General features: G+C 62.3%; 22 protein-coding genes. 10 read left to right on the top strand and 12 right to left on the bottom strand.

Annotated elements, in window-relative coordinates; translation table 11 throughout:
* Positions 1–210 precede the first annotated feature (210 nt).
* Positions 211–657: a pseudoazurin gene (locus tag LHFGNBLO_RS32275; protein WP_258604113.1), complete on the bottom strand. Its 447-nt coding sequence runs from the start codon at positions 655–657 to the stop codon at positions 211–213.
* Positions 658–933: 276 nt separating this feature from the next.
* On the opposite strand from LHFGNBLO_RS32275, the gene LHFGNBLO_RS32270 reads away from it, so the two are divergent.
* The 5 genes from LHFGNBLO_RS32270 (at position 934) to LHFGNBLO_RS32250 (ending at position 5874) form a co-directional block, all read left to right on the top strand.
* A complete protein-coding gene (locus LHFGNBLO_RS32270) occupies positions 934–2454 on the top strand; it encodes a PAS domain-containing sensor histidine kinase (protein WP_258604112.1) in 1521 nt (506 codons plus the stop codon).
* Positions 2441–3061 carry a response regulator FixJ gene (fixJ, locus tag LHFGNBLO_RS32265; RefSeq protein WP_258604108.1) on the top strand — a complete coding sequence of 207 codons (621 nt, stop codon included), beginning with the start codon at positions 2441–2443 and terminating at the stop codon, positions 3059–3061. The genes LHFGNBLO_RS32270 and fixJ overlap by 14 nt, the downstream gene beginning before the upstream one ends.
* A 120-nt stretch (positions 3062–3181) precedes the next feature.
* Positions 3182–3544, top strand: a complete 363-nt coding sequence (locus tag LHFGNBLO_RS32260) for a transcriptional regulator (RefSeq protein WP_258604107.1) — start codon at positions 3182–3184, stop codon at positions 3542–3544.
* A gap of 78 nt (positions 3545–3622) precedes the next feature.
* Positions 3623–4270 carry a helix-turn-helix domain-containing protein gene (locus tag LHFGNBLO_RS32255; RefSeq protein WP_258604105.1) on the top strand — a complete coding sequence of 216 codons (648 nt, stop codon included), beginning with the start codon at positions 3623–3625 and terminating at the stop codon, positions 4268–4270.
* A gap of 227 nt (positions 4271–4497) precedes the next feature.
* Positions 4498–5874, top strand: a complete 1377-nt coding sequence (locus LHFGNBLO_RS32250; RefSeq protein ID WP_258604102.1) for an aspartate aminotransferase family protein — start codon at positions 4498–4500, stop codon at positions 5872–5874.
* A 58-nt stretch (positions 5875–5932) separates the two neighbouring features.
* Here LHFGNBLO_RS32250 and LHFGNBLO_RS32245 read toward each other — a convergent pair whose 3' ends face one another.
* The 10 genes from LHFGNBLO_RS32245 to LHFGNBLO_RS32200 all read right to left on the bottom strand — a co-directional run bounded on the left by LHFGNBLO_RS32245 (position 5933) and on the right by LHFGNBLO_RS32200 (position 18411).
* The gene (locus LHFGNBLO_RS32245) at positions 5933–7540 is read right to left on the bottom strand and encodes a GMC family oxidoreductase (RefSeq protein WP_258604100.1); all 1608 of its coding nucleotides are present in this window, start codon (positions 7538–7540) and stop codon (positions 5933–5935) included.
* Positions 7537–9051: an FGGY-family carbohydrate kinase gene (locus LHFGNBLO_RS32240; RefSeq protein ID WP_258604098.1), complete on the bottom strand. Its 1515-nt coding sequence runs from the start codon at positions 9049–9051 to the stop codon at positions 7537–7539. The genes LHFGNBLO_RS32245 and LHFGNBLO_RS32240 overlap by 4 nt, the downstream gene beginning before the upstream one ends.
* Positions 9052–9073: 22 nt before the next feature.
* Positions 9074–9898, bottom strand: a complete 825-nt coding sequence (locus LHFGNBLO_RS32235) for a class I fructose-bisphosphate aldolase (RefSeq protein ID WP_258610006.1) — start codon at positions 9896–9898, stop codon at positions 9074–9076.
* Positions 9899–9912: 14 nt separating this feature from the next.
* Positions 9913–11604, bottom strand: coding sequence for a glycerol-3-phosphate dehydrogenase/oxidase (locus tag LHFGNBLO_RS32230; protein WP_258604096.1), 1692 nt, complete (start codon positions 11602–11604; stop codon positions 9913–9915).
* Positions 11605–11625: 21 nt separating this feature from the next.
* Positions 11626–12621, bottom strand: coding sequence for an aldo/keto reductase (locus tag LHFGNBLO_RS32225; protein WP_258604095.1), 996 nt, complete (start codon positions 12619–12621; stop codon positions 11626–11628).
* Positions 12618–13598, bottom strand: a complete 981-nt coding sequence (locus LHFGNBLO_RS32220) for a sugar-binding transcriptional regulator (RefSeq protein WP_258604093.1) — start codon at positions 13596–13598, stop codon at positions 12618–12620. The genes LHFGNBLO_RS32225 and LHFGNBLO_RS32220 overlap by 4 nt, the downstream gene beginning before the upstream one ends.
* 23 nt (positions 13599–13621) lie before the next feature.
* The gene (locus LHFGNBLO_RS32215) at positions 13622–14545 is read right to left on the bottom strand and encodes an ABC transporter permease (RefSeq protein ID WP_413774738.1); all 924 of its coding nucleotides are present in this window, start codon (positions 14543–14545) and stop codon (positions 13622–13624) included.
* A gap of 82 nt (positions 14546–14627) precedes the next feature.
* Positions 14628–16163, bottom strand: coding sequence for a sugar ABC transporter ATP-binding protein (locus tag LHFGNBLO_RS32210; protein WP_258604090.1), 1536 nt, complete (start codon positions 16161–16163; stop codon positions 14628–14630).
* A 99-nt stretch (positions 16164–16262) separates the two neighbouring features.
* Complete coding sequence (locus LHFGNBLO_RS32205) at positions 16263–17294, bottom strand: substrate-binding domain-containing protein (RefSeq protein WP_258604088.1); 1032 nt, start codon at positions 17292–17294, stop codon at positions 16263–16265.
* A gap of 304 nt (positions 17295–17598) precedes the next feature.
* Positions 17599–18411 (bottom strand): LysR family transcriptional regulator, encoded by an 813-nt coding sequence (locus LHFGNBLO_RS32200; RefSeq protein WP_258604086.1) that lies wholly within the window; start codon positions 18409–18411, stop codon positions 17599–17601.
* Positions 18412–18641: 230 nt separating this feature from the next.
* Here LHFGNBLO_RS32200 and LHFGNBLO_RS33735 point away from each other — a divergent pair, with 230 nt between their 5' ends.
* The 4 genes from LHFGNBLO_RS33735 to LHFGNBLO_RS32180 all read left to right on the top strand — a co-directional run bounded on the left by LHFGNBLO_RS33735 (position 18642) and on the right by LHFGNBLO_RS32180 (position 23331).
* The gene (locus LHFGNBLO_RS33735) at positions 18642–18860 is read left to right on the top strand and encodes a DUF1127 domain-containing protein (RefSeq protein WP_413774661.1); all 219 of its coding nucleotides are present in this window, start codon (positions 18642–18644) and stop codon (positions 18858–18860) included.
* Between the two features lie 170 nt (positions 18861–19030).
* The gene (locus LHFGNBLO_RS32190; protein WP_258604084.1) at positions 19031–19552 is read left to right on the top strand and encodes an aldo/keto reductase; all 522 of its coding nucleotides are present in this window, start codon (positions 19031–19033) and stop codon (positions 19550–19552) included.
* Positions 19553–19678: 126 nt separating this feature from the next.
* Entirely contained in the window at positions 19679–22102 is a 2424-nt protein-coding gene (locus tag LHFGNBLO_RS32185) for a phosphoketolase (RefSeq protein WP_258604083.1), read from the top strand.
* Positions 22103–22143: 41 nt separating this feature from the next.
* Entirely contained in the window at positions 22144–23331 is a 1188-nt protein-coding gene (locus LHFGNBLO_RS32180) for an acetate/propionate family kinase (RefSeq protein WP_258604081.1), read from the top strand.
* A 47-nt stretch (positions 23332–23378) separates the two neighbouring features.
* On the opposite strand, the gene LHFGNBLO_RS32175 is transcribed toward LHFGNBLO_RS32180, so the two are convergent.
* Positions 23379–24632: an MgtC/SapB family protein gene (locus LHFGNBLO_RS32175; protein ID WP_258604080.1), complete on the bottom strand. Its 1254-nt coding sequence runs from the start codon at positions 24630–24632 to the stop codon at positions 23379–23381.
* A gap of 331 nt (positions 24633–24963) precedes the next feature.
* Between LHFGNBLO_RS32175 and LHFGNBLO_RS32170 the strand changes: the two genes are divergently transcribed.
* On the top strand, positions 24964–25971 hold the full coding sequence (locus LHFGNBLO_RS32170; protein WP_319944194.1) for an Acg family FMN-binding oxidoreductase: 1008 nt from the start codon (positions 24964–24966) through the stop codon (positions 25969–25971).
* Positions 25972–25975 lie beyond the last annotated feature (4 nt).

Genomic DNA, 25975 nt, shown 5'->3' with positions numbered 1-25975 from the left:
TGATGCCCCGAGAGTAGCCTGCTTGCGGGGTCCGTCTTTGCGCTGGCGCAAACCGCAAACATTTCCATGCGACTGCAGCGTTTGCGGAGTGTGAGCGGATCGTGTTCCCGAGCGCTCCATATGAAATAGGCCGGACTGGACCTCCCCCGGTCCGTCCGGCCGTTTTCCCTCCGGCGATCGCCAATCGGAGGGTATCTATGTCGAAAGGTGTCAGTTGGAAGCGGCTTTGGTCACCTCGCCGAACAGCCCAGCGAAAACTGTCTTGGCCTTGCCGGTCTGTTTGACGGCTTGTGCCGCATCCAGGTTCACAGGCTTGCCGACGACGATCAGCGCCACCATGCCCATGCCGTAGTGCGGGGCGCACTTCACGCCATAGACGCCTTCCTGGGTCACGGTCACGGTTATCTCCGCGTTCGGCTTTCCCTTGAAAGCTTCAGCACCGTCCGGCAGCATTCCCTTGACGCTTTCGGCATTGTGGGACTTGTCGGTGGGCACAAACTTGATCGTGTCGCCGGGCACCGCGCGTATGTAGGCGGGCTCGAAGACCATCGAACCCTTCTCACCCTTGTTGAGCATCTGCACGAGGTGTTCTTCAGCGTTTGCTGCGCCGGCCAGAGACAGCAATGCGATGGCAGCGGCGATCAGGGGCAATTTCATGGGATAGTCCTTTCCTGGGTTCATCACGGCATCAACCGTTGCGGCTTTCTACGTCACGGGAGGGCGTTGCCATTTGCGCTGGCGCAAACTGGCGCACGAAATATCGAAGGCGATGAGGGTGAAGGAGTTGAGCCGTCCCCTAGTCTTCGCGCAGCGAGCGCGCACGCTTTCTCAATTCTGTTCGGGATCGAACGGAAAAAATGCGCTAAGTGACAAACGTTCAGTTACGTTGGCTGAGCTTGGCGGCATCCTTTCAGCTCAGCGGTAACGAATTTCATGCCAGCGCGGGCCATTACCGGTATCAAAGGACGCTTTCTGCAAGCGGTGCTGTCTCGCCGCTTCGAAGGACGCAATGGTTATTTGCTGGCGATTTTCATGGTCGCAGCCGCTGTCCTCCTTCGACTTCTGTTGGAAGGACTGCTCGCGGACCGAGCGACATTTACCCTCTTTACGCCTGCTATCCTCGTCGCATCGATCGCTGGCGGTATCTGGCCTGGGCTATTGTCCGTAGCACTTTCGTTAGGCGGAGCGTTCTGGCTGGACAGTCTACAGTCCGACCGTGCCCAAAATCCGGTTGAGCTCGTCGTATTCGCCCTTGTCGGCCTGGCGATCGCCTGGATGGGCGAAATGCTGCATCACGCCAGCAAGGCAATCGATCGGGCTGAAAGCGCGCTCGACAGCCGGGAGGCCCATCTTCGCTCCATTCTTGATACGGTGATCGACGCAACAGTCGTCATCGAAAAGGACGGCACCATCGTTTCCTTCAACGCTGCCGCGGTACGGCAATTCGGCTATGCCGAAGCAGAGGTCGTCGGAGAGAATGTGCGCCTGTTGATGCCGGAGCCATACCGCCACGAGCATGACGGCTATATGCACAGGTACCTGACCACCGGGGAAAAGCGGATTATCGGGGTGGATCGTGTCGTTATCGGACGACGCAAGGACGGGTCGACCTTTCCGATGAAACTGGCGGTTGGCGAGATGAAGTCGGCTGGCAAGATCTATTTTACCGGCTTCATCCGAGACCTGACGGAGCGTGAGGAATCGGCGGCACGTCTGCATGAAATCCAGGGCGAGCTTGCAAGGTTGGCACGCCTCAACGAACTTGGCGAAATGGCCTCGACGCTCGCTCACGAGTTGAATCAACCGCTTTCGGCGATCGCGAATTACGTTCAAGGCTGCGCCCGGCTGTTGCGCGACATGGATGACGCCGTGGCAACAAAGATGAGGGCTGCACTGGAAGAAACCGCAAGGCAGTCGCTGCGCGCGGGGCAGATCATTCGCCATCTTCGTGAATTCGTCACCAAAGGCGCCACCGACAAAGCACCGGAGAACATTCGCAGCCTGGTGGAAGAGGCAGGGGCTCTGGCATTGGTGGGATCGCGAGAGCGGGGGGTGCGGACGGTGTTCGAGTTCGCGCCTGGACCGGCAACCGTGATGGTCGACCGCATACAGATCCAGCAGGTACTGACCAACCTGATGCGAAATGCCATGGAAGCCATGCGCCACAGCGCACGCCGTGAACTTGTTGTCCGCACCCATGCCGCGCAGGGTGGCGAAATCGCCGTCGTGGTCGAAGATACGGGACCAGGTATTTCCGACGAGGTTTCCGCCCAGCTTTTCAAACCCTTCGTGACGACAAAGCCCGGAGGAATGGGGGTTGGATTGTCGATCTCCAAGCGGATCGTCGAGGCGCACGGCGGAACCATGACGGTGAGCCAGAACGACGCCGGAGGCGCGACGTTCAGGTTCACGCTCCCTGCATTCAAGGAAGAGGACGCACATGGAGACGGGTGACTACATCGTTCACATCGTCGATGACGAGGAACCGGTCCGGAAGTCGTTGGCTTTTCTGCTTACGATGTCCGGATTCGCGGTCAAGATGCACGAGAGCGCAACCGACTTTCTGGTTGCGGCATCCGGCATCAGAAATGGCGTTCTGGTGACCGACCTGCGCATGCCTGACATGACGGGGGTAGAGCTCTTGCGAAATCTCGTGAGCGCAAATGCCTCGCTTCCGGCGGTTGTCATCACGGGTCACGGCGATGTCCCCATGGCGGTTGAGGCGATGAAGGCCGGCGCCACGGATTTCATCGAGAAGCCGTTCGAGGACGTTGTCCTTATTGAGGCTATCCAACGCGCGGCTGAACAACTTGTCGATAAACCGTTGGATCTGGACGATGTCGCGTCGATCCAAACAAGGCTTGGGCGGTTGAGCGACCGCGAGCGCCAGGTTCTCTCTGGTGTGGTGGCTGGATTGCCGAACAAGTCGATTGCGTATGATCTGAACATCAGCCCACGCACCGTCGAGGTGCACCGCGCCAGCGTTATGGCCAAGATGCAGGCAAAAAGCCTGCCGCAGCTTGTCCGGATGGCATTGGCCGCAGGTTTTGGTCCAGCCTGAATTTCACAAGGCTCGGTTTCACAAGGATTGATCTGGCGCAAGGCGTGAAGCGCCAGATTACCGCTTGCTGTGTAATGACTGGCGGGATGACCTCGCTGGCGTATCCGGAAGCTATGATCCTTGCACGCCGCCAACACCATCTTAGTCGTGGCGCCCGACCCCGGGCTCAGGCGTTCGCTCGAGTTCGCACTCGAAGTCGAAGGCTTCCCGGTTGAATCGCATGAGTCGCTTTCGACAATAGAGGCTTCGCCTGAGGCAAACGCCGCGGCCTGCATCATCGTCGATGAAAGTGCGATCCGGCTCAGTCCTGCCGGACGTCAGCCGCTTGCCCGCTTCGCCGGGCGGGTGATACTGCTGGTAGAGGAAGTTGATCCAACCGCTGGCCCCGATGGGTTCGCGGTCCTGACAAAGCCGGTCGAGGGAAATGACCTGATTGACCTGGTGCAAACCATTTTGGCCCGTCGCCTCTCGCTGACTAAGTAGAACCCCTTAGGACATAACCCAATTTCGCAGGCCGGCATTCTGCGCGATTGCTGTTTCACCGAAACCAGGGAAACAGCCATGAACGCGATCGTCGACACTCGGGTGCCCTTCGAGATCCTCACCGCCCTGGCCCCGCAACTGGACGTGTCGAGAGATGGCCGGCCGGTGCCGCTCTCGTTCTTCAACGCAGGCTCGGAGATCTACGCACAAGGCGAAAAGGTCACTTCCCATTACCAGATCGAGTTCGGCGCTGTCCGTATTTACCGGCTGCTTGCCGATGGGCGCAGGCAGATCACGGCTTTCCATCTGGCGGGAGAGATCTTTGGGTTTGAAGCTGACCTTGCCCACCATTTCTTTGCCGAGGCCATCATTACGACAGGGCTGCGCACATTCCGCCCGGTGGCCGGCCTCGACATATCGCGCGAACTGTTGCCGCTTGCTCTTCGCTGCATGGTGCGGGCCCAGGAACATTTGCTGGTGGTTGGGCGGCAGACAGCGATCGAACGCATCGCCGCTTTTTTGATCGACATGGTTGACCGCCAGGGAGAGCTCGCTCAGATCGAGCTGCCAATGTCCCGCCAGGATATCGGCGACTACCTCGGTCTCACGATCGAGACGGTATCGCGCGTGCTGTCGAGATTGCGCGACAAGGGTGTCCTAAGGTTTCATGGACTTCGCACCCTGGAAATCCGCAAGCCTGAAACGCTCCGTTCCATGTGCGAGTGATCTCGCCGCATGTGCGACAGAGCCGCAGAGCACCCACTCAGAGCCGCTCTTCGGGTATTGCCCGAGCAAGCTTCGGAATAAGGCATGTCCCCGCAACCAAATACCAAAACGGCCTGCCTTGTGCGGGCCGTTTTCGTTTGTAATCATGCAAAAGGGAAAGCTGCGGGAGCTCGGTGAAGGGCAGGAGACAGTTCCCCAGTGTGACCCCCGTGTAGACAGGAGCCGTCGTGGACGCCAGACCCAATTCCCCTGAAGCCCGTGACATCCGCTACCATCTGCATGCTTATACCAATGCCCGCAAACACCAGGAGTCGGGTCCGCTCATCATCGAAAAGGGCGATGGCATCTATGTCGAGGACGTGGCCGGCAATCGCTACATCGAAGCGATGGCGGGCTTGTGGAGCGTAGCCGTCGGCTTCTCGGAAAAGCGGCTGGTCGACGCCGCCACCCGGCAGATGGCGAAGCTGCCCTATTATCACGACTTCGGTTCGAAATCGCATTCGCCGCTGATCGACCTGGCCGAGAAGCTGGTCCAGATGGCGCCGGTTCCGATGAGCAAGGCGTATTTCACCAATTCGGGCTCCGAGGCCAACGACACGGCGATGAAGATGATTTGGTATCGGTCGAACGCGCTCGGCCAGCCAGCTCGCAAGAAGATCATCAGCCGCAAACGCGGCTATCATGGCGTGACGATTGCCTCGGCAAGCCTGACCGGGCTGCCGAACAACCATCTTTCATTCGACCTGCCGATAGCCAACGTGCTCCACACATCGACGCCACATTACTGGCGCGATGCGGAGCCGGGCGAAAGCGAAGAACAGTTCTCTAGCCGTCTTGCCGATGATCTCGAGAAGCTGATCCTCGCCGAGGGACCCGAGACCATCGCCGCCTTTTTCGGCGAGCCGATCATGGGCGCCGGCGGCGTCATCGTTCCACCCGCCGGCTACTGGGAGAAGATCCAATCGGTGCTGTCGAAATACGACATCCTGCTCGTCGCCGACGAGGTCATTTGCGGCTTTGGCCGGACAGGCGAGATGTTCGGCTCACAAACCTTCGGCATCAAGCCCGACATCATGGTGCTGTCCAAGCAGATCTCGTCGTCCTACCTGCCGATCTCGGCCCTGCTCATCAATGAGAAGGTGTTCGAGCCGATCGCGGACGAGAGCGACCGCATCGGCACGTTCGGGCATGGCTTCACGGGCGGCGGCCATCCCGTCGCCGCGGCCGTGGCAGTGGAGAATCTCAAGCTGATCGAGGAGCGCGACCTTGTTGGCAATGCGCGTACGGTCGGGGCGCACATGCAGGCACGGTTGCGTAAGCTCGCTTCGCATCCGCTCGTCGGAGAGGTGCGCGGTGTCGGCCTGATCGCCGCCGTCGAACTGGTCGCCGACCAGGCCAGCAAGGCGCCGTGGGGGAAGCCCGGCGCGCTTGGCGGCTTGGTGAATGGGTTCCTGCAGCAGAATGGCGTCATCTCGCGCAACATGGGCGATGCGATCGCCTTCTGCCCGCCGCTCATCATTACCGAGACCCAGGTCGATACGTTGATCGATGCTTTCGAGCGCTCGCTCGCCGCCGCCCTGCCGCAGGTTCGGCCGCAGGGCTGAACCAGGACTGTGATGGCCGCCATCTGGCGGCCTCCAGCGTCCGCACGTCACTGGGACATCATTGGCGCCGATCCAGCAGGATCATCTCCGCCGCCTTCTCGGCAATCATGATGACCGGCGAGTTGGTGTTGCCCGAGACGATGGTTGGCATGACCGAAGCGTCGACCACACGCAGGCCGTCAAGGCCATGCACGCGCAAGCGATCGTCGACAACGGCCATGGTGTCGGAGCCCATCTTGCAGGTGCCGACGGGGTGGAAGATCGTCGTGCCGATATCGCCGGCCTTGCGGATAAGGTCTTCGTCGCTGTCATACTGCGCGCCGGGCAGCATCTCTTCTGGCGCAAAGCGCGCCACTGCCCGAGCCTTCATCAGGCTGCGCACATGGCGCAGCGACGCGACGGCGACGCTGCGGTCTCGCTGGGTGGAGAGATAGTTCAGCTGGATCTTCGTGGCCTCATGCGGATCGGGCGATGCCACATGCACCGTACCGCGGCTTTCCGGACGCAGATTGCAGACCGAAACGGTGACCGCGGGAAAGCGATGCAGCGGCTCTCCCAGCCGGTCGGTGCTCAACGGCTGCACATGGTATTCGAGATCGGGCGTTGCGAGACGCGGGTCGCTGCGAGCAAAGATGCCGAGCTGGCTCGGCGCCATCGACAACGGCCCGCTGCGCTTGAGCGCGTATTCAAGCCCCATCGACGCGCGGCTGAGCAGATTGTGATAGCGCTGGTTGAGCGTGGCGGCGTTTGAGACCTTGAAGACTGTGCGGATCTGCAGATGGTCCTGCAGGTTTTCGCCAACGCCGGGCAAGGCATGGCGGACATCCACACCAAGGCCTGAGAGCAGGTCCGGCCGGCCAACCCCGGAGAGTTCGAGGATCTTCGGCGAGTTGATGGCCCCGGCTGCAAGGATTGTTTGTCCGGCGCGCACACGATGCAGGCGGCCGTCCTGGCGGAACACAAGCCCGGTGGCGCGCCGGCCTTCGAACTCAAGCCGTGCCGTCTCGGCGCCTAGCACAACGCGCAGGTTCTTGCGTGCCGCTATGCCGCGCAAAAACGCCTTCGATGTGTTCCAGCGCACGCCCTTCCTCTGGTTGACCTCGAAATAGCCCGAGCCTTCATTGGTACCGGTGTTGAAGTCGTCGGTGCGGGGAATGCCAAGTTCCTCGGCCGCGTCCCGGAATGCATCAAGGATCGGCCACGACAGGCGTTGCCGTTCGACCCGCCATTCGCCGCCGCTGCCATGCATGGCGTGATAGTCTTCCGATTTGAGGAAGTAGGGCAGCACGTCATCCCAGCCCCAGCCGGCATTGCCGGCTTGCCGCCAGCCATCATAGTCGGCGGCCTGGCCGCGCATGTAGATCATGCCGTTGATCGACGAACAGCCGCCAAGCACCTTGCCGCGCGGATAGTTGAGGCTGCGCCCGTTGAGACCGGCATCCGGCTCGGTCTTCATCATCCAGTCGGTGCGCGGGTTGCCCATGCAGAAGAGGTAGCCGATCGGAATATCGACCCAGTGATAGCGGTCGCTGCCGCCGGCCTCGAGCAGCAGCACCGTGTTGCGCGGATCGGCTGAGAGCCGGTTGGCCAGCACGCAGCCGGCGGAGCCGGCGCCGACGATGACATAGTCGTAATTGCCGAAGGGAGAGGGTGAAGCTTCGGTCACGTGCGTGCCTGCTGTCCGGCAATGCGCTCCCACATCGGGGTCATCGCCTGGTTGATCTCGCCGTACAGGCGATAGCGCCGGGCGTATACGTCGGCAACCGCTGCATTCGGTACAAAGTGTCGTGCGGCCGCCGTCATGGCCGCGGCGCCGGCGCTGTAGTCCGCGAAGATGCCGATCCCGGTACCCGCGGCGATTGCCGCTCCCAGGGCTCCGGTCTCGCGGCTGCGCGCCACGGTGACGGGCACGCCGAGCACATCGGCGAAGATCTGCGGCCAGACGCTGCTGCGCGAACCGCCGCCCGACAGCACCACATGGTCAAAATCGGCGCCTGCTCTGTGCAACGTCTCGATATGGCGCCTGTGCTCGAAGGCGACGCCCTCGAACAACGCGCGCAACAGATGCGCCCGTGTGTGCCAGCCGGCGATGCCGTAGAAGCCGGCGCGCGCGCGGCCATTCTGCTGCGAGCCGTAGAGGAAGGGATGGTAGATCGGGATGTCGCCTTCGGCATCGACCGACGCGACGAGTTCGCTGCACAATTCGAACGGCGACTTGTCGGCGTCGCCGCCATGCTCGAGGAATTCGCGGACGATCCATTCGAGATTGGCGGCCGAGGTCGCGCTGGATTCGATCGCCAGATAGCGTCGGCGATCGAAAGTCGACAGCATGAAGATCGAAGGATCGCGGATCGGTTCGTCGGTGATGACCTGGTTGATGCTCCAGGTTCCGGCAATGACCGAGGCAGCACCCGTTTTGGTGACGCCGGAGCCGACCGCGCTGGCGACGACATCGAACAGTCCAGCCACCACGGGGGTGCCGGCGCGCAGCCCGGTCAGGGCCGCCACCGCTTCGCTGACGTGGCCGGCAATGTCGGCCGATTCCAGCACTGGCGGCAGCAGGTCCATGCAGTCATCGAGCCCGTAGGCGGCAAGCAGGTCCGCCTCGTAGCGCCGGTCCCGCATTTGCAGCAGGCCACAGCCCGACATGTCCGAGGTGTCGGTGCTGCGGGTACCGGTCAGGCGGTTGACGATGAAATCCTTGCACAGGAAGACCGTGCCGATGCTGGCGAACAGCGCCGGCGAGAAGCGCTTGAGCCAGGCAAGCAGCGTCGGCGTCTGCGCCGCCCACGGCCGTTGCAGGCAATGTGCATAAGTGCGGTCGCCGACATTTCCTTCGGCCCATTCGGCAACGATGCCGACCCCGCGCGTGTCGAGCGACTGGATGCCGATCAGTGGTGCCCCGTCGCGATCGAGCGCATAGAGCCCGTTGCCGTGGCCGGCACAGCCGATGGCGACAATGTCGCCGGCGTCGATGCCGGCCTCAGCGATGCATTGGCCGATGACCGAAATCGCATTGAGCCATAGTTCGTCGAGGTTGCGTTCGACATGTCCGGGCTTCGGCATGGTTGAGTGGCCATCGCGGACTGCAAGAGCCAGCTCGCGCCCCGACAGGTCGAAGAGGATGGCCTTGATGACGGTGTTGCCGGCGTCGAGGCCGAGAATGTAGCTTGCCATTGGCGCCTCCCGAAGCCGCTGCCTATGCCGATGCCTGCTTGTACAGGTCCCAGGCTGCGGCGCCATCGGCATCGTCATGAATGATCGCCATCAGCCCGCGCACGACAGCGCTCGGATTGGCATGCTGATAGATGTTGCGGCCGTAGACCATGCCAAGCGCGCCTTGCGCCATCAAGGCAGCCGACTTGTCGAACACCGCAAGCAGATCCTCCTTGCCGCCGCCACGCACCAGCACCGGGCAGCGCGCGGCCTCGACGACGCGGTGGAACTCGTTGGGATCGGTGGTCGGATCGGCCTTGATGATATCGGCGCCCATCTCACGGGCAAGCCGCGTCAAGGTGACGATCTTTTCGGCGTCGCCGTCGACCATGTAACCGCCATGTTCGGCGACCGGCAGCATGGCCAGAGGCTCGATCATCAGCGGCAGGCCGTATTTCTCGCAATCGCTGCGCACACGGGCGATGTTCTGCACGCATTGCCGGAACAGGTCGGGTTCGTCGGGCAGCATGAACAGATTGACCACGACGCAGGCTGCATCCATTTCGATGGCGCCGAGCAAGGGCTCGGCTTCGTTCTGCAGCACCGCCCACATCGCCCGGTGACGTGTCCTGTTGTAGGGATTGCCCATGTCGATGCGCATGACCAATGCCGGCTTGTCCTTGCCCGGAACGGACTGCAGCAGGTCGGCCTGGCCGTAGTTCATCTGGATGGCATCTGGGCCGGCCTTGACCAATTCAGTGACCACGCCAGCCATGTCTTCGAGACCGGCAAGAAAGCTCGGTTCGTTGCAGACCCCATGATCGATGGCGACGTCGAGGCAGCGGCCGCCGCCGAACAGCCGGTTCATGCGGACTTTCTTGTTCACGCGCATAGGGCGCTCCTTTGATGAGTCTGGAGGTCGATGCCGTGCCGGTCGGCCAGCAAGGCGAGGAAGGTCGAACGCTCGTCGGCAGCCTGGCTGGCGCTCCAGCCTTTGTGTGCCGCAAGGATGTCGAGAACAGCGTTGACCAGGTCGCGGCTGAGGCTGCCCGAAATGGCAATGGTGGTGCGGCGCAGGAACAGGTCGGCAAGGCACTCGACCTGCTCGCACTCGACGATGTGGCGTATCTCGCCTGCCGAATAGTCAGACTGTGGCAGAATCTGTTCGACCGCCGGGGGCGAGATGAAATCTACGGCCGATGTGCCGTAGCGCTGCAGCAGCGTGCACGCGCGCTCGATGGACACGCCATGCTCCGCGGCGAATGACGCGCACCAGGCCTCCGGATCGGTCGGGAAGTCGCGGCCGCCGCCTATGGCCATGTCCTGCGTGCCTCTGCTGCGTTTCAATCCGAGCCGTTCCAGCGCACCATCGGCCGCCAGTGCACCGAACGAGCGGAAGGTGGTCCACTTGCCGCCAATCATGCAGAGCGTGGCCGGCAGATGGCCGCTCGCTTCGATGAATTCGCAAAAATGATCGCGCGGTATGCGGCCGGTGAAGCTGTCATCGCTGGCCGGCAAGGGGCGCACGCCGGCGAAGCGGAACACGATCTGGTTTTCGGCTACTCTGATCGACGGGAAGACGAAAGCGAGCGACTGCAGGATGTAACGCTGTTCGTCCTCCTCGCAACGGATCTGGTCGGGATCGTCGACGCGAATGTCGGTCGAGCCGATCAGTACCTTGCCGAGATAGGGGAACAGGATGCAGATGCGCCCGTCCTCGTTCTCGTAGTAGACCATGTGGCCGCCAAGCGCATCGAACAGTTCGCTGTTGTCGACGATGAGGTGTGAGCCCTTGGTGCCGCCAATCATCCCTGGCGCCGTGGCCCCGATCGCCTTGTTGGTCAGGTCGATCCAGCCGCCGGTGGCGTTGACGACCAGTTGTGCGCGCACCGGCAGGTGCTCGCCGGTCAGCGTGTCGGTGATGGCCAGGCCGTCGCCGGTCGAGGACACCCGAGCATAATTCAAGGCGCGCGCTCCGTTCGCCGTGGCACCCAGCAGCATCTCGAGGCCGAGGCGCTCGGGCCGGCTCACCCAGGCGTCGTAATAGGTCGCCGAATTGCGGATGGCTGGATTGATCGCCGGCCATGTCTTCAGGGTCTCGGTGCGCCCCCTGAACCTGTGCGTCGGCATCAGTCGGCGTGCGGAACTGAACAAATCATACATTGCAAGCCCGGTCTTGATGACCAGCGCACCGCGCCGGCTAGGCCGCCGCGTCAGCCCCAGGAAGCGCACCGCGCCATTGGCGAGACCGGAGAAAATGTCGAAGATCGGCACCGTCGTTGGCAATGGCGCGACATAGTGCGGCGCGTTCCTCAGCAGCCTGTCGCGCTCGAGCAGGGATTCGCGCACCAGTTTGAATTCGCCGTTTTCGAGGTAACGCAGGCCGCCATGCACCATGCGCGACAGGGCAGCACTGGCGCCGCTGCAATAGTCGCCTTTTTCCGCCAGCACGACATCGACGCCCTGCAAGGCCAATTCGCGAAAGACGCTGATGCCGTTGATGCCGCCACCGATGACGAGCACGGCAATGTCCGGCCGGTCGCGCAGACCGGCGATTGTATGGCTACGGTTCATCGGGGCTGTTGCCTTTTTTGCTTAGGCATCCATCGTGGTGAGATGCGCTGCCGCCGCGGCATCGATTGCCGCAAGCTCGCCTGCCTCGAGCGCGATCGCGCCGGCTCGTGCATTGTCGAGCGCCTGTTCGGGAGTGCGCGCGCCACACAGGGCAAAGGTGATGCCGGGCTGCGCAAGCGTCCAGGCGATGACGATCTGCGCCATTGATGCCTGGTGGCATTCGGCAATCGGCGCGATGGCCTGCTTGAGCTGCGCCACCTTCTGCCGGTTGGCCATGGAGAAGCGCGGATTGTCCTTGCGCTGGTCGTCGCCACCGAATGTGCGTGCAGGGTCGACCGTGCCGGTAAGCAGGCCCAGAGCCAGCGACGAGTAGCTGAGGGTGGCGATACCGTGCCGGCGGGTGATCGGCAGCAGGCTGCCTTCGATCTCGCGATCGATCATCGAATAGCGTTCCTGGATCGCATCGAGCTGGCCAGCGTCGATATAGTGGCCAAGATCCTGGGCACTGACATTGCTGGCGCCGATGGCCCGGATCTTGCCGGCTGCCTTGAGCTTTTCCAGTACCTGCACCGTCTCCGCGATGGGGGTTGTCGGATCCTGCCAATGGGTGATGTAGAGATCGATATGATCAGTGCCGAGACGGCGCAGGCTTTGCTCGACCTCATAGGCGATGCCGTCGGCGCCGAGATAGCGATGCACCGCCTTGCCGTCCTGGTCGAAGAAATAGCCACCCTTGCCGGAATGCCAGTTCAGTCCGCATTTGGTTGCGATCACCACTCTGTCGCGTTTGCCCTTGATGGCAGCGCCGACGATCGCCTCGCTGCGGCCAAGGCCATAGGCCGGTGCCGTGTCGATCAGGCTGAGGCCAGCGTCGATTGAGGCTTCTATCGCTCGCACCGACTCGCGCTCGTCAGTGCCGCCCCACATCCATCCGCCAATCGCCCAGGTCCCCAGTCCCACAGCCGACGCTGAAATGCCGGACGTGCCGATCTGTCGCTGGATCTGTCGAGAATTCATGCTGCCTCCTGTTGGGCCAACTCGAGTATCTGGAGCCCGGTGGCCTCGTCCGTGACGATGGTGTCGAGATGGTTTCCGCGCATGGTGCTCAGGATCGGCGCGACCTTGCTAGGCCCGCTCGCGATGCCAATCGAGCGCGGGATCGTCGCGAACTCGTCAAGCGTCAACGAGACCAGCGAACGGTTGAGCGAGTAGTTGCAACGCTTGCCCTCGCGATCGATGAGATGCGCAAGCAATTCGCCTGTCGCTTCGGACTTCTCGATCGCCTGGCGATCGGCGTTCGAGGACGGATGGAGATCGTAGTAGCTCGAATCGTCGGTCAGGATGGAGCCGACCCCCACTACCGCGACATCGGCCTCGCGCGCCTTGCGAAACACGTCGGCGACGGAGCTGATGCCCATCAGCATCTCGCGCTGCTGCGCGGTGTCGGCAAACAGCGGCGCATGGATCTGATAGGCGCGGCCGCCGAGCTTGTCGGCCATCAGCGAAGCGACATGATTGACGTCGGTGTAGTGCTTGCCCTGCACCAGCCCGGTGGCGGGGATGATCTCAACATCGTAGCGTCGACCCGGCTTGAGACCGGCGACCAGTGCGCTGACACCCTTGCCCCCGGTGATCGAGATGGTGTCGCCATCCTTGATGGTGTCGAGCAGCAACCGCGCCGCCGCCTCGCCGACCCGCTGCAGGGCAGTGTGAGGATTGTCGGAGACCGACGGCACGACGACCGCCCGCTCGATACCGCCGAGCGCCACGAGCCGCGCTTCCAGCTCGACCAGATGGTCGATCGGCGACTTGATCTTGATCTCGACGAGGCCGAGCTGGTGGCCGCGCTTGATCAGCCGGTTGACGGTGGCATGCGAGATGCCCAGTTCCCTGGCGATCTCGGCCTGGGTCTTGCCTTCGACATAGTGCAGGACAAGCGCCTGGTGCATCTGGCGGACAGCGGCAATGTCGTCGCGAGTGTTGGGAGGGGCCATGGTCTTGCTCGGTGCCTTGGAGTTCAGGACTTCTTGCGGTGCAGGAAGTGATCGATCGATACGGCTGCGAGCAGGATGCATCCCTTGATCATGTCCTGCCAATAGACGGATATATCGAGCAGGATGAGCGAGCTCGTCACCACCGAGAGCAGCGCCATGCCGAGGATCGCCCCGAAGATGGTGCCCGAGCCGCCGTTGAGCGAGGCGCCGCCGATGACGGCCGCGGCGATGATGTTGAGTTCCATGCCGGCGCCGAAGGTCGGCGTCGCCGCGCCGAAACGCGCCATGTAGATGACGCCGGCCAGCCCGGCTAGTGTCGAGCACAGCACCGTCACCCAGAACTTCACCTGCTTGGTCCTGATACCCGAGAACTGCGCGGCCTTCTCATTGGAGCCGGTGTAGAACACCTTGCGGAAAGCCGTGGCACGGCGCAGCAGGAAGTCGAAGATCGCCACCACGACGACGAAAATCAGGATGACATAGGGGATGTTGTTGAAACTGCCCTGGCCGATGGCCTTGAAAGCCGGCGGCAAGGTGAACAGCGACAGTGGGGTGCCCTTGGTGACGACCAGGCACATGCCGCGCACGATGACCATTCCCGCAAGCGACGTGATGAAGTGGTTGAGCCCTATCACCGTGACGAAGAAGCCCATCGCCGCGCCGATCAGTGCGCTGACGCCGATGCCGATCAGGCTTGCCGTCCACGGGTCGAGCCCGGCGAGGAACAGCGCGCCGGAGACCACCATCGAGAAACACACGACCGAGCCGACCGAAAGGTCGATGCCGCCGACGATGAGCAGGATGGTCATGCCGACGACGACGATACCCTCGATGGAAAAGCTCATCAGCATGGCGCGGAAATTGCCCCATGTCAGGAAGTGCGGCGAGGCAAAGCTCATGGCCATGCACAGCGCCAGGATGATGACGATCAGCCCGGCCTCGCGCATAGATGCGAGCTGAGCAAAATTGATCCGCCGCACGTCGCCGGCGGCCCCGATCTCGGCATTCACGAGCGCTTCTCCTGATTCCCTAGGCGACATTCTGAGCCTGCCTTTGGTTTGAGCTGTCCCGGACGCCCGAGGCGAGCATGATGATGGCTTCTTCGCTGAGCTCGCCGGCAGCGAGTTCACCGGCGATCCTGCCTTCGCGCACGACCATGACGCGGTCGCAGAGGCCGATCAGTTCCGGCAGTTCCGATGAGATGACGACGACGCCGACGCCGCTGCCGGCAAGCTGGCGCAGCAAGCGATGAATCTCGACCTTGGCGCCGACATCGATGCCACGCGTAGGCTCATCCATGATGATGACCTTGGGATCGACGGACAGCTGCTTGGCGATGGCGACCTTCTGCTGATTGCCGCCGCTCAGCGTCGAGAGGGCAGCCTCGATGCCGGCCATGCGCACGCCGAGCCTGCCGGTCAGATCCCACGCCTGACGATCCTCGGCCTTGCGGTCAAGCAGGCCGAGCGGTCCGGTCAGCCTGGCGAGGTCGAGCACCGAAATGTTTGCTGCGATGGGCAGATCGAGGAACACGCCGGAGCCCTTGCGGTCCTCCGAGAGGTAGACCAGCCCCGCCTTGACCGCATCGCCATAGCCGCGCAAGCGAAGCTGCTTTCCGTCAAGCGCGACGGTTCCGGATGCCGTTGGCCTCAGGCCGCAGATCGTTTGCGCGATCTCGCTGCGGCCGGCGCCGATCAGGCCGCCTATGCCGAGAATTTCACCGGCCCGAAGCTGCAGATCGACATCGGCGAATCGGCGGCCGTCGGAAAGCCCCTCGACCGACAGGATCAGGCGCCCCGGCTCTTGTGGTGCTAGCTTGTCGGGATAGAGCTGGGTGATCTCACGGCCCACCATCTTGCGCACGATGTCATCAGTCGAAACGGCGGCAATCGGATCGGTCGCCACGTAGCGACCATCGCGGAACACGGTGACGCGGTCGCACAGCGAGAAAATCTCGGCCATGCGGTGGCTGATATAGACCACCGAAATGCCGCGGTGCTTGAGCCCGCGCACGATCGAGAACAGGCGCTGCGCCTCGCTTTCGGTCAACGCCGCGGTCGGTTCGTCGAGCATGAGCACCTTGCAGTCGAGTGTCAGCGCCTTGGCGATTTCGACGAGCTGCTGGTTGGAAATTGAGAGGTCCGCGACCCTGGTGCGCACCGGAATTGGCGCCAGCAGGTCCATGACCTTCTGGGCATCGGCATACAGCTTCTGGAAGTTCATCAGCGGCGCACGCCGGCTGTTTATTGCCGCCATGTAGATGTTTTCGGCAACCGTCGCGTCCTGGCAGAGCGCGATCTCCTGATGGACGAGCGCGATGCCGAGACGCTGGGCGACCGCGGGTGAGAGGATCGAGGCACGCTCGCCATCGATCAGTATGTCTCCCTCATCGGGCTGCAGCACGCCGGCGATCATGTTCATCAGCGTCGACTTGCCAGCGCCATTCTCGCCGCACAGCGCATGGATTTCGCCCCGCCGCAGCTCGAACTGCACGTCACTCAGCGCCTTGACCGGGCCAAACGCCTTGGAGAGGCCACGGATTTCAAGAATGGGCGCCTGGGTCACGCCATGCTCCTGCGGTGGGTGCTTGCGGGGGAGGAAGGAGGCCGAAGCCTCCTTCCGGTTTGGTCCGACCCTGCGGAGGTCGGCGCAGAGGTATCGAGATTATTCCTCGATGCCCTTGGTGCCGCGACGCTTGAGGTACTTGTCCCAGTAGAAGTCGTCGGCGTTGTCCTTGGAGACGATGGAGAAGCCATTGTCGACGAAAGGCACGCTCATCGGGTTGAAGCCCGAACGTTTGGCATCGTTCATCGGGTCGATCAGGTCGGGATGCTTGGCCATCCACAACAGCATGAAGCCCATATAGCCCTGCATGCCCTGGTTCGGGTTGACCGATCCGAAGATCTCGCCAGCCTTGATCATGTCGAGGATCTTGGCGTTAACGTCAGCGAGCATGACGCGGATCTTGCCGCCGCCTTCCTTGGCAGCCTGGGCAGCACCAATCGCCGAATTGGCCTCCGGCATGAACACGGCGCCGAGGTTGGGGTGCGCCTGGGCCAGGCTCAGAACCGCCTGATAGGCTTTGGTCGGATCCTGGTTCGAGGCGGCGCGGCCGACGAGCTTCATGTCCGGCCATTTGGCCTCCATGCGGGCTACGAAGGCATTGACGCGCTTGTCGTGATTGTCCTGGCCGGGATTTTCCAGCACGGCATATTCGCCCTTGCCGTCCATTGCCTTGGCAACGGCGTCGGCGGCATAGGTGCCTTCGGCATTGTTGTCGGAGGTGATGTAGGAGACGCGCTTGGAATTGGGCGAGTCGGCGGCGAAGGTCACCACCGCGGTGCCCTGTTCAATAGCGCGGTTGATCGGCTCGATGAACGGATCGGAGTTCATCGGATGCACCAAAATGCCGGCGGGCTTCTGCGCCAGCGCCTGGTCGAAGGTCGCGATCTGCTTGTTGACGTCGTATTCAGGCGTGCCGGTATAGGCGGTCTCGCAGCCGAACTGCTGGCCGGCCTGCTTGAACATTTCATAGACCGGGAACCAGTATTCGACGCCCGAGACCATGACGTTCATGACGTATTTTTCACCCGGCTCGCATTTGAACGGGTTGGGGGTTTCGGCAAGCGCCTGAGCCGAACCCAAACAGGTCGACGCAGCCGCCGCGATCGCGAGCGTGCTCAGAAATTTGCGCAAGTTTCCTCCCTTGGCCGAAGCCATCCTCAATGACGTCGCGGGCGCCGAGGGCGCGCCGCTATGTGGTTTGATTGACGCCGGACTTCCTCCCGAAAGCCGACGATCCGGACATTACAGGCTCTTCACGGGGAGTCAATAAAATTCATATAGTGAAATATATTTCATCAATATGGCCTGCAGGATACTCGGTGTTGGAGCCGCGATGCCTGAGCCGGCGAAACAAACGCCGACGCGGGTTTCATTGTCCAGCCAGGGCATGAGTGTCGGCAGGGGCCTCAGCTGACGGCCAGTCGAAGCCTATGGCTTACGCGATCGGCGTCTCGCCGCGAAACAACGGCTGGTGCGCCCGCATCAAGGCGGCAATCCGGTCGGCGACTTTTCGCACCGGCGGGGAGTGACGTTCCTCGTGATGGGTGACGATCCATTGGTCGGTTTCGAGTTCGGGGATGGGCTGAGCGACGCGAACCAGCCGCGGATCGCTGTCGCCAACGAAGCACGGAAAGATCGAAAGGCCGGCGCCGGCGGCCACCAGTTCGCGCACCGAATGGGTGTTGTTGCCGCGCACCGCGATGCGGTCGCCGTGATGGGCTTTCAGCCAGCGTGCCGAGGCAATGTTTGCCCCATCGCCGGTCACGCCGACGAACAACCCGGCGGCAATGCCGTTGATCAAATGGCGTCCGGAATAAATGGCGTGGGCGACCTTGCCGCTCTGACGGCCGGCCAGCCACTGCTCCGTCGGGCGCTCGCTGCGGATGCCGATGTCGGCCGCACGGCGACCGATGTCGACCCGGTCGGTGGTGGTGACGAACTCCACCCTTATGCCGTCATCGACCGTCCAGATCTCGCCGATACGGGCGGAAATGAAGGCCGAGGTCCATGGCCCGGCCGAGACGCGGACAATGCGGTCGGGCAGGTTTCCTTCGCGCCAGCGGGTCAGCGACTGCATTGCCGCCTCGACGTCTTCGGCGCGCCGCAGCAGTTCTTCACCGACCGGGGTCAGCCGGTAGCCGGTCTGCAGACGCACGAACAGCGGTTCGCCGATCTGCTTTTCAAGCGCGGTGACGCGTCGTCCAAGGGTGGCTGCGCTGAGGCGCGTGGTTTTGGTCGCTGCGCTCAAGCCACCCAGCCGCGCAACGTCGAGAAACAACCTCAGATCGTCCCAACCGATATCCATTTTGCAGAAATGAAAAACTCCTTGCGACCCTGGCTGTAGCGCGAAGCGGGCATCACGCGCAAGTATGCAGGCATTGGAAGCGTTGGACAATCCTGCCTGGCGGGACAGTGACAAGCGCCTCGGCTGGCAGGAAACCAGCGCAATCCATTCGACCACGCAAGCGCTTTGCGCAGATGTTTTGCGTTTTCAAGCAGCCCAAGCGCGTGGGCATTTTTGCGCGCCAAAAGGAGACGATCATGCTGCATGAACTTCGACACCGTTTCGCTCGCTGGCTTGTCTATCGCCAGACGCTTGCGAGCTTGAGGCAGGCCCCGGACAGCACACTGGCGGATGCCGGCATTTCTCGCGACGAGATCCGCGAGCGTGCCCGCCACGCCAGCGAACTTCGTTGAGACAATGGAGGCGGGCATGCAGATGATGGAGCTTTGGGATGGCCGCTCGGTACCGCGCATCGGGATCGGCACCTGGGCGGCGGGTGGTGCCGCGCGCTGGGGTGACACGGGGCGACCATCTATGGCGAGGTCGACGACACTAGGTCGCAAGTCGCGTTTAGCGATGGCCGATGGCCTATGATATCGGGGCGCGGGTGTTCGACAGGGCTGCCGCCTATGGCGCCGGCAATGCCGAACTGATCCTCGGGCGGGCGTTGAAGGGCAAGGACGAAGCCGTCATCGTCACCAAGGTAGGCTATTTCGGCGATCCGGAAACGCGCAAGATCGCTCCCGAGGATGCCTCTGCCGCGGCGATCCGGACTTCGATCGACAATTCGCGGCAGCGCCTGCAGCGCGATTGTATCGACGTCGCGCTGCTGCATATCAACGAGTATCCGATCGAGCGGGCCGGCGAGGTGTTCGATACGCTCGGCCTGCTGCGCCAGGAGGGCAAGATCGGCGGCTTCGGCTGGAGCACCGATCATCGCGAACGGCTTGCCGCCTACGCGCCGCGCGAGGGTTTCGTCGCCGTGGAGAGCGACTTCAATGTGTTTACCCCGGCGAACCAGTTGATGGCCGTTGCGGCGTGCGAAGACGCAGCCGCTCATTTCGGGAAGACCGGGATCAGAGTCCGCGGGCGGTCGATCACCTAATAAATCCGTCGAGCAATGATGGACCGAATGGTGCGCGAACGCGTTGGTGTCCATTCACCGCGCGTCGACAAACACAGGCATACGTAGCGGTCGCGCCGTTCGCAGACAAGGCAAAGGGAGCCAAGCATGACCGAACACATTACAATACCAGTCCCCGGCGACCGGCTTTCAGAGCGCCAGTTGCGCGACATCGATGCCTACTGGCGCGCCGCCAATTATCTGACGATCGGCCAGATTTACCTGCTCGACAATCCGCTGCTTCGCGAGCCGCTGCGGCTTGAGCATGTCAAGCCGCGGCTGCTCGGCCACTGGGGAACATCGCCGGGTCTGAGCTTCATCTACGCGCACCTCAATCGCGCGATCCGGCTCAGGGACGCCGATATGATCTACGTTTGCGGCCCCGGCCATGGTGGCCCGGCAATGGTGGCGAACACCTATCTCGAAGGCACATACAGCGAGCTCAATCCGGACATATCGATGGATGAGCAGGGCATGCGCAAGCTGTTCCGGCAGTTCTCGTTTCCGGGCGGCATCCCAAGCCATGCCGCACCCGATGTGCCGGGCTCCATCCACGAGGGCGGAGAGCTTGGTTATTCGCTCTCCCATGCCTATGGTGCCGCCTTCGACAATCCCGACCTTGTCGTGGCCTGCGTCGTCGGTGACGGCGAGGCCGAAACCGGGCCACTGGCCGCGGCCTGGCATTCCAACAAATTCCTCAACCCGGCGCGCGACGGCGCTGTGCTGCCGATTCTGCATCTGAATGGCTACAAGATCGCCAATCCGACGATTCTGGCCCGCATTCCCGAAGACGAACTCCGCGCGCTTTTCGTTGGCTACGGTTATGAACCGTTTTTCGTCGAGGGCCACGAGCCGGCGCTGATGCATCAACGAATGGCCAATGTGCTCGACGATGCGCTCGATCGCATCCGCGCGATCCAGCATGCGGCGCGCGCTGATTCCACCGAGCCGATGGCGCGACCGAAATGGCCGATGATCGTGCTGCGCAGCCCGAAGGGCTGGACCGGACCGAAAGAGGTCGACGGGCTGAAGACCGAAGGCTTCTGGCGGTCTCATCAGGTCCCTTTGTCGGGACTCGCGGAAAACCCCGCGCATTTGCAGATGCTCGAGGAGTGGCTGAAAAGCTATCGGCCCGAGGAGCTGTTCGATGCTGCCGGCGCCCCTGTCGCAGCGATCCGCGCCACCGCCCCGCAAGCCGCGCGGCGCATGAGCGCCAATCCGCATGCCAATGGCGGCCTGCTGCGCAAATCCCTTGAGCTACCTGGCTTGCACGACCATGCCGTGGTCGTCGCCCGACCCGGCGCGGTGAAGGCCGAGGCGACGCGGGTAATGGGCAATTTCCTGCGCGACGTGATGGCGTTGAACGAGGCTGCGAAGAACTTCCGCATCGTCGGCCCCGACGAAACCGCCTCCAACCGGCTCCAGGACGTGTTCGAGGTCACCGAGCGCGCATGGATGGAAACGATCCTGCCCGAAGATGTTCACCTCGGCCAAGATGGCAGGGTTCTGGAAATTCTCTCCGAGCACACCTGCCAAGGCTGGCTCGAAGGCTATCTGCTGACGGGGCGCCATGGTCTGTTCTCTTGCTACGAAGCCTTCATTCACATTGTCGATTCCATGTTCAACCAGCATGCGAAATGGCTGGATGCCTGTAGCGACATTCCTTGGCGGCGCCCCATCGCATCGCTGAACTATCTATTGTCGAGCCATGTCTGGCATCAGGAACACAACGGCTTCAGCCATCAGGATCCCGGCTTCATCGACGTCGCCCTCAACAAGAAGGCCGACATCGTGCGGGTCTATCTGCCGCCGGATGCCAACACCTTGCTCTGCGTCACCGACCATGTGCTGCAGACCTGGAACCGCATCAATATCATCGTGGCCGGCAAGCCGCCGTCATGGCAATGGCTGCCGATGGACAAGGCTATTGTCCACTGCAGGACGGGCGTCGGCGTCTGGGACTGGGCGTCAACAGACGATGGCGCCGAGCCGGACGTCGTCATGGCTTGCGCCGGCGATGTTCCAACCCTCGAAACGCTGGCGGCCGTGCAGATCCTCAGGCTTCATGTTCCGGAGCTCAAGATCAGGGTGGTCAACATTGTCGATCTGATGACTTTGCAGCCAAAGGAATACCATCCGCACGGTCTGTCGAATCGCGATTTCGACACGCTGTTCACCGCTGACAAACCGGTCATCTTTGCCTATCACGGCTATCCCTGGACTATCCATCGCCTGACATATAGGCGCACCAACCACGACAATATTCACGTGCGCGGCTACAACGAGGAGGGCACGACGACGACGCCCTTCGATATGACGGTGCTCAACGGTCTCGACCGTTTCCATATCGTCCAAAGCGTCCTCGACTGGGTTCCGCAACTCAAGAACGTGCGCGTCGGGCTGGGTCAGAAGATGGACGCCAAGCTGCTTGAACACAGAGCCTACATTCGCGCCTATGGCCAGGATATGCCGGAGATACTCGACTGGAAGTGGGGCGGCGATGGCGATGCGACGACGCGTCTTTCCGGTTGAGCCATCTTCAGGAGGTGGCTCAGACACGATCGGACGGACCCATGACCGACTTGATCCTCATCCTGAACGGTGGCTCGTCCAGCCTGAAATTCGCTGTCTTCGACGGACGCGACGAGCTTCCGCTGCTGCTGCGCGGCAATGTCTCCTCGCTCGTGCAACAGCCACAGCTGCACGTCGAGGCAGCGGCCGGTAGGTCCAAGATCGACAGGAACCTGGGCGACGGACCGATCGGTATCGGCAAGGCATTCGCGGCGGTAGCCTCAGTGCTCGCCGATCGCGATCTCCTCGCTCGCATCGTCAGGGTCGGACACAGGATCGTTCATGGCGGCCGCGACTTCACCGAAGCGACGGTGCTCGACGGGCGTGCGCTCGAAGCACTGCGTCTGCTCGAGCCGCTGGCTCCGATTCATCAGCGGATCAACCTTGAGATTGTGGCACTGGCTGCTGGCCTCCTGCCGCAGGCCATGCAGATCGGATGCTTCGACACTGCGTTTCATACCGCTCGGCCAGGGATCGCCAAGGTCTATGGCCTTCCGCGTGCGATGACCGATGCCGGCATCGTTTCTTATGGCTTTCACGGCCTTTCCTACAGCCATATCGCTTCGCAGCTTCGGACCCGATACGGACCCGCGGCTGGCGGAAAAGTGATCGTCGCCCATCTCGGCAGCGGCGCCAGTCTGTGCGCTATGAATGCCGGAACTAGTGTTGCCACAACGATGGGATTTTCGACATTGGACGGCCTGGTCATGAGCACACGTTGCGGCGCGCTCGACCCGGGCGTCATCCTCCATCTGCTGCAGGACCGGAAGCTGCCGACGGACGAACTGATCAAGCTTCTCTACGAGCAATCCGGCCTGCTGGGAGTGTCGGGAATGTCAGGTGATATGCGGACACTAATCGAGTCCGATGATCCTCTTGCCGCCGAAGCGGTCGATCTCTTCGTCTATCGTATCGGTCGCGAGATCGGGTCGCTGGCCGCTGCGATGGGCGGACTGGACACGCTGGTGTTTACGGCAGGCATTGGCGAAAACGCGCCATCTATCCGCGAGAGGATCGGGGCTGTGGCCGGCTGGCTTGGGGTTGATATCGACCACGAGCTGAATCGAAGAGGCGAAGAGGTCATAAGCCTTGCTGGTTCCGGCGTCGACGTGCTTGTGATCCCGACAGATGAAGAAAGAGCCGTAGGGAGCCAGGTGCTGATCTGCCCACCCAGCTTCGTCGCTCTTTAACTGAGCGCCGAACCTGATGCCACTCGCGCACTGGTTGTCTCGGCGTGTCAGAAGTTCGGCGGCAGCACCATGGCGCCATAGCCGGCGATCAAGGCGATCACGGTTGTTGAAACCAGCGGCAACCAGAACTTGATCGGTCCGGCAAAGACTGCCAGCGATACGCGGCCGATGGCGTTTGCTGCCAGTGCAGCGAGCACCGCCTGGCCCACGGTTTCGACAGGGACTGCATGCTTGACCAGGCGCAACGCGCTGAGCACCGATACATCGACGTCGAACATACCGGCCAGCATTGAACTGGCCAGCAGGCCACGCCCGCCGAATTGAGCTGCCAGGCCCGCACTCGCGGTAGCGACGAACGCAAAGAGCAAGGCAAAAAGGAGTAACGGGCCTAGTTCGAATGGATTGCGTGCGATCGTGCCGCTTTCGCGATCCCCGCTGTTGCGAGCCAACAAGAATGCGCCGCCTGCCGCAAAGACAAGCGCTGCGGCGATAACGGGGATGCCGACCGAAGCGAACACGCCTGGCTCGATGATCAGCACCACGGCGCAAACGCGCAGCACCGAAACCATCGCCGCTAGCGAGGCCGCGCCGGCGAGCGGCAGTGGATTGCTTGCCGATGAGCCATTGCGGGCAAGCGCCAAGGTAACTGCGGTGGAAGAGACGAGTGAACCTGCGAGCGAACTGACGAGCAAACCACGCGTGTTCCCCAGGACACGGACTGCCACATAGCCGGCGAACGAAATCGATGCCATCAGCACCGTCAGGAACCAGACCTCCCACGGATTGAAACCGTCCCACGGGTCCATCGTTCGGTTGGGCAGCAAGGGTAAGATGATCGCGGTCATCACCGCCAGGATCAGCGCCGAACGAAGCTCAATCCAGGTCAGTCGCTTCAGGAGGCCATGCAGGATCTCGCGACTGGCAAGAACAGCCGCCAGTGCTGCCCCTCCGGCAGAAGCGGCCCGATAATCGCCAGCGACAGCCAGCGCGCCAAGCGCGAAAACGCCAAGGCCTGCGATCACGCTCGTGACGCTGAAATCCTCGTCATGCGCCGCCTCGCGCGCCTTGTACCACGCGAAGATTGCCGCAAATGCGATGAACCCTCCGACCAGGACGGATACCGCACCAAGCGCGTTGGCCAGTGCCGCGAAAATGCCGCCGAGCAGGCCGGATAACCCGAAGGTTCGAATTCCGGCGGTCCGGCTGCGATCCGGCGCGTCCCGCTCTCGCCAGCCACGCTCCAACCCGACAAGGAGACCTATTGCCAGGGCCAGTCCGAGCCGGGCGATGAGCGGATCCATGCTGTGGCGACTTTCTAAGCCTCAAACCTCGCGCAACAGCTAGTTGTATTATCGGAGTTGGCTTTGATCCAACGCAATGAACGGCAACTTCGCCTGGTGATAATCGCCACGAACCCGAGAGACAGCGAGGCGATGCATTCATTGGGATCCTCGTCGCATTTGAAGGTTACGTCATCAAAGACAACCGCACCGGTCACTTCTGGCCGCTTCGGACTTGTCGAGGACAGATCGGTTAGAAGCGATGAACAGACGGCAGTATTTGGTTGGCGGAGGCGCCCTGATAGCAGCCGGAGCCGCAGCAACTTGTTTTGGGCTCCGGAACATGGGTTCGATGGATGAATACAACGCCTCCGTGGCCGCGACCCGCTCAGCTTTGAAGCAAGCGCCTAGAACGAGCGACCTGATCCGCTACGCGACGCTTGCGGCGAACAGCCACAACACCCAGCCTTGGCAGTTCAAGATCAGTGACGTTGGGATAGAAATCCTGCCCGACATGGCGCGACAGATTGCGATCGTTGACCCGGACAATCATCATCTGTTCGCCAGTCTCGGTTGCGCGGCGGAAAACCTGGCCATCGCCGGCGGCGCGCGAGGAAAGCCGGGCGAACTCAGTTTCAGCCCGGCGAATGACGGCACCGTGATGTTTGCGTTCGGGAGCGGGTCGCCTGTCGAGCCGGCGATGTTCGATGCGATACCGAAGCGGCAATCAACGCGTGGCGACTATGACGGCAAAGCAGTAAGCAGCCGCGACTTGCAGACGCTTTCCGCGGCGGCGGCCGTGCCGGGTGTCGATCTCATTTTAATCACGGACCGGCCACAGATCGACCGCGTGCGCGACCTGGTCGTCGCGGGCAACAATGCGCAGATCGCCGACGCTGCGTTCGTGCAGGAACTGAAGACCTGGCTGCGCTTCAGCCCCCGGCAGGCGATCGTGACCGGCGACGGCCTCTTCAGCGCATCAGGCGGCAGTCCCGTCCTTCCGGCATGGCTTGGTCCGGCCATGTTCGATCTCGTTTTCAAAGCCAAAGCCGAGAACGAAAAATACGCACGGCAGCTCGCCTCTTCGGCCGGCGTCGCCGTGTTCGTCGCCCAAAAGGAAGACCCCGAACATTGGATCCTGGCAGGCCGCGCCTGCCAGCGTTTCGCTTTGCAGGCCACCGCGCTCGGCCTCAAGCACGCTTTCATCAATCAGCCCGTCGAAGTCGCTGGCCTGCGGCCGGAACTGGCGGCGCTTGTCGGCTTGCCTGAGCGACGTCCTGACATTGTCATGCGCTTCGGCTACGGAGCCGCGCTCCCCTTCTCGGCGCGCCGGCCAGCGGAAAGTGTAATCATATCTTGAACGC

The sequence above is a fragment of the Mesorhizobium sp. AR10 genome (genome assembly GCF_024746795.1).
Taxonomy (GTDB): domain Bacteria; phylum Pseudomonadota; class Alphaproteobacteria; order Rhizobiales; family Rhizobiaceae; genus Mesorhizobium.
The sequence above is the reverse complement of the archived record's forward strand: the minus strand, read 5'-3'. Positions and strand labels throughout refer to the sequence as shown.